Genomic DNA, 12346 nt, shown 5'->3' with positions numbered 1-12346 from the left:
CTGACGACCATCTCCTGCGGATTAACGAATTGACCTATGTCGATGACATGGCGACAATCAACGATCCTAAGACTTATAAAGTCGTACCAAATACCCTCTCGATCGTCGATGGCCCGATCGGTTCTGGTGGCCCTGAGCTGATTACCGACCACAGTGCCGCCAATATCAAGGCGATTTCTGATGCCCTAGCAGCCAAACAAATTAGTAACGGTGTCAACCCCATCGGTCTCGATCCTAGCTTCCCCGGACTGCGGAATCTGGTGCGTGAGGGCGATCCTACTGCGAGCACCTCGCCCAAACCGTTTGACTTCTACTCACCCGACACCTTCAACTACACGATTTTTGATGTCTCTGCCGATGGTAAGAGCCTCAACATTAACGTAGAAGGCATCAACTCGTACGCCGCTGACACCAACCCCGAACCCTCGACGACTGTCAACCCCATTCGATCGATCGTCAGCTTTACACTCGATGCAGCACCCGTACCGACGGTCTCTGCTGGTACCGCTGGCAACGATACGATCGTCCCCACCAGCCTCCAGACCATCTTTACCGATGGTGGTAATGATTTAGTTGATGGTTCCGTCGGTAAAGGTGATAACCGCGTTTATGGTGGCGATGGCAACGACGAACTTTATGCTGGTTTGCGCGATCGCTTATTCGGCGAAAATGGCGACGATATCCTCGATGCCAGCCAAGGTAAAGGCGGTAATCGTCTCTATGGTGGCGCGGGTAACGATACCTTATTTGCGGGTACCAATGACTTCCTCTCTGGTGGCGATGGTAACGATACCCTCTACGCTGGCAAGGGTGGTAACACCCTCTACGGCGGTGCTGGTGCTGATAAATTCTACCTCGCTTACAATGGTGCCCCAACTAGCACAAATACCGTTGCTGACTTTGAAGTTGGCATCGATAAGCTACTCATCTTAGGGATCGCTGGTGCAACTGACTTTAGTAAAGTGAGTCTGACTCAAAAGGGTACCGACACTCTAGTTGCCGCTGGTGGTAAAGATCTCGCCGTACTAACCGGGATTCTATCTAATAGTTTGAATGCTAGTAGTTTCGCGTTTGTCTAATAATTTGCTCGACAAAAGTTAAAATCATAGCTCCAACTTCTAGGAAGTTGGGGCTTTATTATTAAAGAATTGCCGTTACCTCGATCGCATCTCTTCGCTGAATTCACGTTATTTACGATCCGAAAAATTTCCTGATTCTACTCGACCGTAATTTAGAATTGTAGTCGATTGGGTTATGCACCAGAATTGTAGGTTGGGTTGAGACACGAAACCCAACAATCCCAGTGTTTGATTAGCTAACCTTGACAGACTCCCAATCCCGCCGAAGTTTCTGCTTGCGATCGCGTCCCATTTGAGCGGCAAGCATCGGCGCAGCAATTCCAAATTCAAAATGTTTTACCGATTTTCCACCAATAATCGATCGTTTCTGGTGGGGTTGGGCAGGTTTGTTCGGCAGTTGTTTGTAAAGATCCAGGCTTTCTAGCATAAACCTGCCCCTACGAGATGCATGAATAAGTTTGAATTTGGAATTGCTGGCATCGGCGAGTTAGATTTGCGAATTTTGGTCTTATATGCTTTGTCCTCGAACTTCTGCGCTTGGAAGTAGTGTTCGGAGGTCTGCCACTGCTCTCCGTCGAGTGCAAATGGGTAAGATGCGAAGTTTGAGAATTCCCCGAACTCGTCACTGACGCTATAAAATTTCACCACCCCGGTTATCTCTGCCATCGCATCGCCTCTCTTCGCTAAACTGTTTACTATCCGAAAATTTCCTTATTCGACTCGACCGTAATTTAATTTTAAAATCCGATCGGCAAGATGGAAATAGCGATCGTCGTGGGTGATAACGATTACTAATTTTCCTCGCTCTTTTAGCTGCATTAACATCCGTGCGTAAAAGATTTCGCGGAAGGTCGGATCTTGGTCTGATGCCCATTCATCGAATAAATAAATCGGTCGATCTTCTAAGAAAGCTGTTAATAATGCCAGTCGTTTTCGTTGCCCTTGGGATAGATCGATCGTCGATAACACGCCATTAGTAACGCTCACCTTCCGATCGAGTTGAAATTCTTGTAGGTACCGATTAATTTCGGGATCGAGCTGACGATTTTCGAGTCCTAGATATCGATCGAATAAATAAACATCGGCAAAAGTTGTCGCGAAATGTTGCCGATACCATTCGATATTTGTGTCATTAACTGTCAAGCCATCGAGTAAAATTTCACCCGATTGAGGCGCATATAAACCCGTAATTAATTTAGCCAGCGTCGATTTACCACTGCCATTACTACCGACGATAAAGATTAATTCTCCCGATTGCACGGTCAGATCGATCGGCCCTAATCTAAATCCTGCTTCTAGATTAGCATCGGGTGGCAAGCCGCGATCGGAATGCGGTGGATGTGGGTGCTGGTGTGAATGAGGGTGTGGTGGGGGTCTACGTCCGTCGGGGTGGGGGTGCGGCGGTGGAAAAGGATGTTTGTGACCTTCGGCAGTTGGTGGGGCACCTTCTGGGTGATTTTGCGGGGGATGTGGCGGCGGGTGGGGAAAGTCTGCTCCAGGCGCGGTGGGATGTGAGGGGAAATCGTCGGCGCGATAGCGATAGCTGACACCGCGTAGTTGGAGCTGGCAATTAGTGTGAGTTGCGGCGGGAATTTGCTCTGGTTCTGCTAAATCGACGAGGGATAAATTCATGCGTTCGATTTTTCGCAATGCTACGTTCCCGCGTACCAATTCGGGGATGCGATTGAGTAAATTTTGCATCGGTAAAGCGATGAATGTACTGATTAGTACGTAGCTGGCTAGCGTCGGGAGCGGAAGCTGAATTAATGATGGGAGGGCAAATAAAATAAATCCCAAGCAAGCAAATTGAACGGCTTGTCCGAAGCCATTAGTCAGAATAAAGCTACCTGCGGCACTAGTATGTTTTTGGCGAAGTTTTGCCGCACTACCTTTGACACTCTGCTCTAAAAAATCCGTTCGTTTCGATCGATTGAGCTTGAGTTCTTTAATCCCGTTAATAATCCCTCGGAAATATTTAAGCAGGGTATCTTCTTCTTCTCTTGCCTCGAAGAATAATTTTTGGGCTTTATTTAATTTGGTTTGCACGAACCAAATCGTCAGGACGGTAGAGGTAATCGCGATCGCAAAAATTGAACCCGATACCCAAGCTAAATAAAAATAACAACCAATTACCGTAGCAAAATCGATGAAGATATTCGGAATAGCCGAAACCGATCGCGTTAAGGTATTAATATCTTCGGTCAACATCACAATTAATCGATTTTCTTGCAGTTGCTCTAAATGTTCTAGCGGTGCGGCTAAAATATTTTTACTTAATTGCAGTCTTAATTCATAAATTGCATTTTGCGATAATACGACCAGCAAAAATTGGGCAAGCGTACTAGTAACGAGAATAAAAGCAGCTAACCCAATAAAGTAGACTAAAGCATTGGTAAGATGTCCCTGATGAACTTCGCGATTGATAATTGAAATCATCAATGCATTACTACAACCACTAACCAAACCCGCGCTGGAGGCAATTACAATATGTTTCCACGAGATTTGCCAGAGAAATTTAATAAATTCCATGAGGGTTAGTAGTTGAAAGTTGACCGAACGATCGAGAGTGGGGAGTGTGGGAAGTGTGGGGAGTGTGGGGAGTGTGGGGAGTGTGGGAAGTAAAAAGACGCTTGCGTCTTCCCCTATTCACTATTCACTATTCACTATCCCCTATTCCCTATTTAAGATCTGTCAGTGAAAAAGAAACAGCTTTACCTTTTAAAGTTTCGAGGGTTTTAAGTTGTTCTGGGGTTAATACGGCTTTGGCTTGTTGATTGCTTTCTTTCATGACTGCTTCCATCCGTTTGCGGTTTTCAGTCAGGGTTTTGTCGCGTTTTGCGGCATCATCTTTGTCAGGAATTTCCCAGGCTCCGATCGTTTTAGTCCGCATTTGTCCGACGATATCGTTAAGTTGTTTTTTCTGAGCGTCGGTAAGTTTTAGTTCGGTTGCAAAATCATCTTTGGTAATAATTCCAAAATCAAACTTTTGCAATAAAATTTCCTTGGCTCTTTTATCTTGTTCTGGCGTGAGAACTTTTCCGACTTTAGCTTGAGAATCTTTAGTCAAGGTGGCTAAACCTTTTTCAATATCATCTGCCAGCTTTTTCTTTTCAGCATCTTGCTTGTCTTTAGGTAATGCTTCGATCGTTTTATACTTTTCTTTAATCGTTTTAGATGAAGTAGTCACGCTAGAGAGTAAGCCCGATTCGATCTCTTTGAGTTTGGTGACTTGATCGTCAGTTAATTTGAGTTCTGACTTAACCTGGGGATTTTGCAACAACTGGATCGGATTACTACCAGAACGTTCCGGTCTAGCCAGTTCGGTTGTAGGAGGGGCACCACCGGGAGGATTGCGCTTTTGGTCGCCACTGCCAGCAGCCGGACTGGTTGTGTTAGTTGGTGTTGAGGTGTCGGTTTTGGTTGGTTTGTTGGGGTCTGTGCAACCAGTCATAATTAGACATCCCAGGCTAATTAGTAGAACGGAGGTAGCGATCGGGCGGTTGACTAAAGTTAGTAGGTTCATATTTTTAGAAGGGGGTTCTGTGCGAATGTACGAGATCTGAACTATCTTAACTCTCGGCAGTAATTAAGCAAAATATAATTTAACGAATCGAGTCGTTGGCGTGCGTCTCCGTAAGGAGAAGGGTAGCCGCGCTTCTTCGTTGGTAATCGATCTCGATTTGGGATGCTTTGACTGAGATTGCTGGCAAATTGTTGCAGATTGGCGATCCTAGCTAACTTATTTTCAGTCGATTGGCGCAGAGCGATTGGCGACGATTGGCTCTTATTTAGAGATAAATGTCGATAAAGGTGGTGGATCTCGATTTAGCAAGATAATATGAACCTATATTATTTTAGGTGCTAGCTGTAAATAATAACGGCGATAATGACGATCGCACTAGCTTGCAGTAGACAAGAGACAGGGTGCAAAAGACCAGGAAGTCAATAAATTCTAAGACTCAATTACCTCCGGTAGACTACGCCAACGGCACGAAGAAGTTGAAAAATTATGGTTGCTGCTAGGACTATTATCGATATCGCCATTCCCCGAATTGAAATGCATTGGCGGGGAAATATTTTGTCTTTCGATTTGAGCGAGTGCGAACACGATCTCGGTCGCGAACCGTCGCAACCTGCACCGATTGGTTTATTAGTACCGATCGACTGGGAATTGGTGAGCCGCCATCAGGCGACGATCCGGCGGGTGGGTACAGATTACTATATCCATGATGGCGACGGACATACCCCCAGCAGCAATCGGTTGTTTATCAACAATCGGTTAATTTCGCCCCAGGAAGGCTATCGGCTTCAGCCGAACGAAGAATTGCGGATCGGTCAAAATCCGCAAAATTATGCAACGTTAATTTTTATCGATCCCGCCAACGTGCAGATTAAAACTGCGCTGACCAAAACCGAGATTCCGCTGGCTCAAGGGCAAAAAATCCGGCTCGGACGCAGTGACGATAATGATTTTGTGTTAGATGTCCCGACGGTTTCACGATATCACGCCGCACTCTCGCGTACGCCTTCAGGCGACTATGCGATCGAAAACTTTAGCCCGAATGGGGTATTTGTCGATCGCCAGCAAATAGATAAAACGGCTCCGATGTCGATCGGTAGTATCTTGCAAATCGGCCCTTATACCTTCGTGCTGCGCGCTGATGCGCTGGCAATTGTCGATCGCGGTGAAAATATTCGGCTCGATGTCGATCGGGTGACTAAAGTTGTCAAACTCAAAGATCGCCAGCATTTATGTCTGCTCAATGATGTCAATTTGGCGATCGAACCGGGTCAACTGGTTGCATTGGTGGGGGGGAGCGGCGCGGGTAAATCGACGCTGATGAAGACGCTGCTAGGCATCGAACAGCCGACAGCAGGGATGGTTTATCTCAATGGCGATAACCTGGTTAACAACTTTAATATTTATCGCAATACGATCGGCTACGTCCCCCAAAGCGATATCGTGCATACCAACCTGACTGTTAGGGAAGTCTTGTATTATGCCGCCCAAATGAGGCTCCCACCCGATACCGACATCGAAGCGACGATCGTTAAAACCTTGGGGCAAATCGAGCTAGAACAACGCCAGCACAGTTTAGTCAAAAACCTCAGCGGCGGACAACTCAAGCGCGTCAGCATCGGGGTAGAACTCTTAGCCGATCCTAAATTATTCTTCTTAGACGAGCCGACTTCCGGGCTAGATCCGGGGTTGGACAAAAAAATGATGCAGTTGCTCCGCCAACTTGCCGATCGCGGACGGACGGTAATTGTGGTGACTCATGCGACGAGTAATATTAATTTATGCGATCGGGTCGCTTTTATGGGCTTAGGCGGAAATTTATGTTATTTCGGCCCTCCAGATATCGCTAATGACTTTTTTCAGGTACCCAGTCAGGATTTTGCCGATATTTACATTCAGCTCGAAACTGCCAATGCTTGTGTGGATACCGCCACTAAATTCCAAGCTTCAGAATACTATCAAAGTTATGTCAAAGAGCGGCTGAGTTTGCCCACTAGTCCGATCGACAACCATCGTGCGACGCTCCCACCGCCAACCCGGATTAAGCAGTCGTTTTTCAAGCAGTTACAAATTCTCACTCATCGCTATATCCAACTACTACAGCGCGATCCGGTCTATTTAGGGCTATCTTTATTAACAGCCCCGATCGGGATTTTATTGGTCTGGTTGGCAACTAAAGATACATTGCAAGATCCTAGTAAAGTCTTTGATGTGGCGACTAATCCCTTCTTGACACCGTTTACAGGTTCGCCCAGTATCAATCGAGCGGGAATGGCACTCAAAATCTTGTTTGTATTCACCTGTGCTAACGTGTGGGTGGGACTGGCAAGTTCGCTTCAGGAGATTATTAAGGAATCGGCAATTTATCTCCGCGAACGCTTGGTAAATCTGGGCTTGTTCGCTTACATCAGCTCGAAATTAGTGACATTAGGCGGTTTAGCGATCGCCCAAACCCTGCTAATTAGCGCGATCGTGTTGATTTGTTTCAAACATCCCGAATCAGTTGCCGAACTCAGCCCGCTCAACTGGTATTTAGGACTGATTATCACCACCTTCTTGAGCATTTTAGACGCGATTTGTCTGGGGTTGATGGTTTCTGCCAGCGTCAAAAACAGCTCTCAAGCCAATAGTGCGTTACCTTTATTACTGTTACCCCAAATTATCTTTGCTGGGGTGTTATTCGGGCTAGATAAGGTGGCTGTAGGTAAGTTTATCTCCTGGCTGACCATCAGTAGGTGGTCGATCGGTGCTTACGGTACGCTCATCGACCTCAATGTGCTAATTCCCACGAGCAAAAATGATGCCGGGATCGATTTTTCCCAAGTGATGAAGGCTTCTGATGTCTATGACACGACTTGGAAAAATTTGGGCTTAAATTGGGGAATGTTGCTCCTTCAGAGTGTTGTCTACATTGCGATCGCCATTTGGCTCCTCAAGCGCAAAGATTTACTCAAGTCCCCCAAACGCCAAACCCCCAGCAAGAAAGTCAGTTGAACGTTGAAATATTGCCCAGACAGCTCGATCGTTAAGGCTATACATATTATTGCTCTCCACACGCATAACCCTGACTAGTTAGCCCAAAGAATTCTAAATACACCCCCCACACAGCTCTTACTCCTTACTTCCTACTCCTTACTTCTTACTCCTTACTCCCTCCTCCCCACATGGACATCTACTGCACTCGTCCCCGTTGCGAACAACCACTAAATTCGTTTTCCGATTTAGACGATCGCCAGCTCCTGAAAACCGTCAATCAACGGCACTGCGCGAATTGTGGGATGCCCTTAATTTTAGATGGTAGATATCTCCCGTCTAAAATATTGCAACAGGGGGGATTGGGTGTAGCATTTCTGGGCTGCGATCGCCGTACGCCGGGACTCAGACAGTGCGTTATCAAGCAATTGCAGCTCAACCCCAGCTTTAATACCGCCCAACTCGAAACCGCCACGACGCTGTTTCATCGCGAAGCCGAAGTGCTAGAGAAATTAGGCGAACATCCGCAAATTCCGCGTCTGTTCGCCTTTTTAGAAATGACCGCATCGGCTTCGCCACCCTATAGCCAGCAAAAGTTTTTCTATTTAGTCCAAGAGTATATCGAGGGCAAAAATCTTCAAACAGAATTGGCAATTAAAGGGCGGTTTACCGAGCCAGAGGTAATTTCGGTATTGCGGGAAGTTGCCAAAATTTTAGAATTCATTCACTTTAAAGGCTCCATTCACCGCGATATTAAGCCCTCGAATATCATGCGCGACTTGCAGGGGCAAATTTATTTAATCGATTTTGGAGCTGTCAAACAAATCGTTGCCGAGACAGCACGGGCGAGTGGGGGATCGCTGACATGCGTATTTACGCCCGAATACGCACCCTGGGAGCAACGTCAGGGACAGGCGATTTATCCCTCATCCGATCTGTATGCCCTTGCCGTTACTTGCCTGAATTTGCTCACGGGTAGAGCACCGCAAGATTTATTAAATACCGATACTAATGAGTGGAAATGGCGCACGCCAGATTTACAAGTCAGCGATGCCTTGGCAGAGATTTTGGATAAGATGCTCCGCAGTCTGCCCTCAGAAAGATTTCAGTCAGCTAGAGATGTATTGGAGACGATCGAACAGACTTGGGGTATTCCGGTATTGAGTATGCCGTTCTCGAATATGCCAAATGTGAATAGCACGCCGCTGGCGAGTACGTTGCTGTTGGGTACCTTTGAAGAGTCGCGCCCTGTCAGCGAAATTATGCCGCACCATCATGAAAATGGTGCCACCACAGTCGAAAATTATCCGCTCCAGCCAGACGAAGCACCGCTCCAAATTTATAACTCCCAGATCGAAGCAGCACCGATCGCCACCAAAAAACCGTGGCTGAAAATTGGCGCGATCGCGGCGGTGTTGGGTTTAGGTGCCTTCATCCTCGGCAAAATCTGGCAGCCTAATGCCAACTCGTCACTAAATGCCGCACTTTCCCGCACCAGTAGCACTGGAGATCGACTTTTACTCACCGTAGAAGGCAGTAAAGATACAGATCGATTTAAGAATCTCAAACAGGCAGGAATTTTAGCACTGACTAATAAAAAGTATGACGAAGCAATTACTAATTTCCAAGCAGCTTTAAATTTAAACCCCAATTCTCCCGAAACGCGGATTTATCTAAATAACGCCCTAATTGGCGATCGCAAAAGTTATACAATTGCCGTCTCCGCACCGATTTCGCGATCGCTCGATCGCGCTTCGGAAATGCTACGCGGTTTCGCTCAAGCGCAATCGGAAATGAATCAATCTGGCGGTGTCAACGATCCAGAAATCAAACTGCGGATCGTCGATGATAGCGACGATCCCAAAACGATCGAAAGTATCGCCACGGGGATTGCCGAGCAACCAGAAATTCTGGGCATCGTCGGACACAATCGCAACGATGTCACAATGAAAGCATCGGTAGTTTACGATCGCCAGAAAATAGCCTACATCGCCCCAATTAGCACGGCAAACGAACTTACCAGTGCCGATAAACCCTACGTATTTAGAACTAATATCAAAGGCGATGCGATCGCTCAAAAATTAGTCGATCGATTAGTAGATAAAGATCGCAAGCGCAAAGTCGCCATTTTTTACGTCCCGACAATTACTTACAACGACGAATTTAAAACTCAATTTGCGAATAAATTAACCGCTAAAGGCGGGCAAGTTGTCGGCACCTTTAAATTTTCTAACGTCTCCTCAACGGCATCGCCAACAGCATCGCCAACGCCATCCCCAACGCCCGCCAGCACATCCACTTTCGATCCCGAAGCCGCACTCTTACAAGCCAAAGCAATGGGCGCAGAAGCGATTCTCGTCCTCCCTGTCGGACGTTCCAATCGCGAGGCTCTGAAAGTGTTAAAAATCAGAGCCGAGAAATATCCCGAACTGAGCGTGTTGAGCGACACGGCTTTATACAGCGTTACTACGCTCAAAGCAGGAAGATCGGCAGCGGGATTAATTATGGGCGTACCTTGGCAAGAATCAGAAAGTTCGGTGCAATTTTCCACAGGTGCCCAACAACTATGGAATACTCAAGTTAACTGGGCGACTGCAACCTCTTATAATGCGGTTAAAGCAATGGGAATGGCTATTAAAGCCGACGATAATCCCTCGCGCACCAGCGTAATGAAAACGCTTGCCAAGAACGAATTTCCAGGTGCATCTGGGAGGTTACAATTTACCAACGGCGAACCAACCGATCGCTATATCTTAGTCCAAGTCGCCCCCACTCCACCCAATTATAAATACTCGTCTCGTACTGGATTTGATTTTGTACCGATTGAGTAGATTGAGTAAGAAGTAAGGAGTAAGGAGTAAGGAGTAAGAAGTAAGAAATATGGATTAAAAATCCCCCAGTCTCCCAGTCCCCCGTCCCCCAGTTCCCCAGTCTCCCCGTCCTCCCATCTCCGCACTCCCATCTCCCATGTCTCAATATTTACCGATCGTTGAAAGTATCGCCACTGGCACTCCCCAGCACATTGTTTATCAAAGCGATGCGGCTAAATTTGTGTCCGCTCTTTATGGTGCCCAGGCGCAACAACCGCAGATCGAAAGAATCTATAAAAACACGCGGATCGATACTCGACATTTAGCAATCGATTTACTGACAGATGAGGTAGTTAGGTTCTGCCGAGAGCCAAATAATATCAAACAGAGGATGCAATTATATGCCGAATGTGCCATTCCTTTGGCGACAGAGGTAGCGGGTAAAGCAATCGCGATCGCCGCCAAACGTGCTGAAGCCGATCGAATCGATGTGGCTAAAATTATCGAATCGATCGGATTAATTGTATTTGTCACCAGCACGGGATTTTTAGCCCCAGGTGTCGATACTAAAGTCATTGAAAATTTAGGATTGCGCCGCAATATTGCCCGCATCCCGGTGAATTTTATGGGGTGTGCGGCGGGAGTTACCGGGCTGCGAGTTGCCTGCGATTATCTCCGCGCTTATCCTCAGAGTAGGGCATTAGTTATTTGTCTGGAACTGAGTTCGATTAATTCGAGTTTTGAAGATAATCTCAATGAGATTATCATTCATAGTATTTTTGGCGATGGCTGTGCCGCAGTGGTTTTAGGTGCCTGTGCTGAAGAAAAATTAGCCACCCAAAATCGATTAATTATTAGAGATAACTTCAGCTACCTAGTCGAAGATACCGCCGATGGCATTGTATTAGATGTGAGAGATAATGGCATTACTTGTCAATTGTCGCCCCAATTACCCAGCTATATCGAATCTGGTGTCGATCCGATTATTACCAACTTTCTCAAACAACATCAGCTCACAAAAGCCGAAATCGATTTGTGGGCTGTTCATCCTGGAGGTACCAGAATTATTGAGAAAGTGCAGCGTTCCCTAGAACTCAGCGACGATCGCGTTGCCGATAGTTGGGAAATACTACGAGAATATGGCAATATGCTCAGTTGTGCGGTAATATTTGTCATCGAGCGAATGCTAATTAGGATCGATGCCAATGGTGGTAATAACGATCGCCAGCAGCAATCTCATAGTAGTGACGATCCGCCCAAATCGAGCGATCCCTTAACTGGAATTGCTTTTTCCTTTTCGCCCGGTGTTGGCATCGAAGGTCTATTATTTCAAAAATATTAAATTATAGACTTCCTGAAAAAGTAAAACACAATCTTTCTTAATATTATTTTTATCTAAAATACCCCCTATTCCCTGTCTTGAAAAGGTGCTTTACTTGGGGGAACCCCAAGAACGCACTTTTCGCTATTCCCTATTCCCTATCCCCTAAAAATATGGCTCCCGAACATCAAACCGAACTACTCAATCCGATTGATAAACAACTGTTAACCGAACGAGAATTACCGCCCCATCCCCCCGCTGGAAGACCGCCGAGCGAACGCGAACTGCCCCCGCATCCGCCCGCTGGTAGACCTCCAGCCGATCGACAACTTCCCCCCCATCCACCCGCCACACAACCCCTTAACGAGCCAGCATTCCCCCGACCTGAAGCCGATCGAAAACCTCTAGACGAGCATGAAGCTCCACCCCATCCACCCGACGGACAACCATTAGCAAATGTCTGGATTTATGAAGGTGTCGCTTACGATTTGACCGAGTTTATTGGCAAACATCCCGGCGGACAATTTTTTATCGGACGTACTAAAAATCGCGACATCACCACGATCGTTAATATCTTTCACTCTAACCCCGAAAAAGTCAAAAGAATCATTCAAAAATACGCCCTCGATCGCGAAGCTAGACC

Annotated in this window: 8 protein-coding genes; 5 read left to right on the top strand and 3 right to left on the bottom strand. The window is 46.6% G+C overall.

Annotated features, from left to right (window positions below; all coding sequences use genetic code 11):
• On the top strand, positions 1-1079 hold a 1079-nt coding region (locus tag Q0R35_RS00040; RefSeq protein ID WP_295613080.1), incomplete at its 5' end, for a calcium-binding protein.
• Between the two features lie 232 nt (positions 1080-1311).
• Here the strand turns inward: Q0R35_RS00040 and Q0R35_RS00035 are convergent.
• The 3 genes from Q0R35_RS00035 to Q0R35_RS00025 all read right to left on the bottom strand — a co-directional run bounded on the left by Q0R35_RS00035 (position 1312) and on the right by Q0R35_RS00025 (position 4602).
• On the bottom strand, positions 1312-1506 hold the full coding sequence (locus Q0R35_RS00035; protein ID WP_295613077.1) for a hypothetical protein: 195 nt from the start codon (positions 1504-1506) through the stop codon (positions 1312-1314).
• Between the two features lie 284 nt (positions 1507-1790).
• Complete coding sequence (locus Q0R35_RS00030) at positions 1791-3608, bottom strand: ATP-binding cassette domain-containing protein (protein WP_295613074.1); 1818 nt, start codon at positions 3606-3608, stop codon at positions 1791-1793.
• Positions 3609-3756: 148 nt separating this feature from the next.
• A complete protein-coding gene (locus Q0R35_RS00025; RefSeq protein ID WP_295613071.1) occupies positions 3757-4602 on the bottom strand; it encodes a Spy/CpxP family protein refolding chaperone in 846 nt (281 codons plus the stop codon).
• A gap of 486 nt (positions 4603-5088) precedes the next feature.
• Here Q0R35_RS00025 and Q0R35_RS00020 point away from each other — a divergent pair, with 486 nt between their 5' ends.
• The 4 genes from Q0R35_RS00020 to Q0R35_RS00005 form a co-directional block, all read left to right on the top strand.
• Positions 5089-7593: an ATP-binding cassette domain-containing protein gene (locus Q0R35_RS00020; protein WP_295613068.1), complete on the top strand. Its 2505-nt coding sequence runs from the start codon at positions 5089-5091 to the stop codon at positions 7591-7593.
• Positions 7594-7763: 170 nt separating this feature from the next.
• The gene (locus Q0R35_RS00015; RefSeq protein ID WP_295613065.1) at positions 7764-10403 is read left to right on the top strand and encodes an ABC transporter substrate-binding protein; all 2640 of its coding nucleotides are present in this window, start codon (positions 7764-7766) and stop codon (positions 10401-10403) included.
• A 136-nt stretch (positions 10404-10539) separates the two neighbouring features.
• The gene (locus tag Q0R35_RS00010; protein ID WP_295613062.1) at positions 10540-11724 is read left to right on the top strand and encodes a 3-oxoacyl-[acyl-carrier-protein] synthase III C-terminal domain-containing protein; all 1185 of its coding nucleotides are present in this window, start codon (positions 10540-10542) and stop codon (positions 11722-11724) included.
• Between the two features lie 152 nt (positions 11725-11876).
• On the top strand, positions 11877-12346 hold a 470-nt coding region (locus tag Q0R35_RS00005), incomplete at its 3' end, for a cytochrome b5-like heme/steroid binding domain-containing protein (RefSeq protein ID WP_295613021.1).

Source organism: Chamaesiphon sp. GL140_3_metabinner_50 (assembly GCF_025361915.1).
Classification (GTDB): domain Bacteria; phylum Cyanobacteriota; class Cyanobacteriia; order Cyanobacteriales; family Chamaesiphonaceae; genus Chamaesiphon.
The sequence above is the reverse complement of the archived record's forward strand: the minus strand, read 5'-3'. Positions and strand labels throughout refer to the sequence as shown.

Excerpts from the sequence above, each read along its gene's own strand:
- Q0R35_RS00035 (WP_295613077.1), bottom strand. The coding sequence starts at position 1,506 with ATGCTAGAAAGCCTGGATCTTTACAAACAACTGCCGAACAAACCTGCC.
- Q0R35_RS00015 (WP_295613065.1), top strand. The coding sequence starts at position 7,764 with ATGGACATCTACTGCACTCGTCCCCGTTGCGAACAACCACTAAATTCG.
- Q0R35_RS00020 (WP_295613068.1), top strand. The coding sequence starts at position 5,089 with ATGGTTGCTGCTAGGACTATTATCGATATCGCCATTCCCCGAATTGAA.
- Q0R35_RS00030 (WP_295613074.1), bottom strand. The coding sequence starts at position 3,608 with ATGGAATTTATTAAATTTCTCTGGCAAATCTCGTGGAAACATATTGTA.
- Q0R35_RS00010 (WP_295613062.1), top strand. The coding sequence starts at position 10,540 with ATGTCTCAATATTTACCGATCGTTGAAAGTATCGCCACTGGCACTCCC.
- Q0R35_RS00025 (WP_295613071.1), bottom strand. The coding sequence starts at position 4,602 with ATGAACCTACTAACTTTAGTCAACCGCCCGATCGCTACCTCCGTTCTA.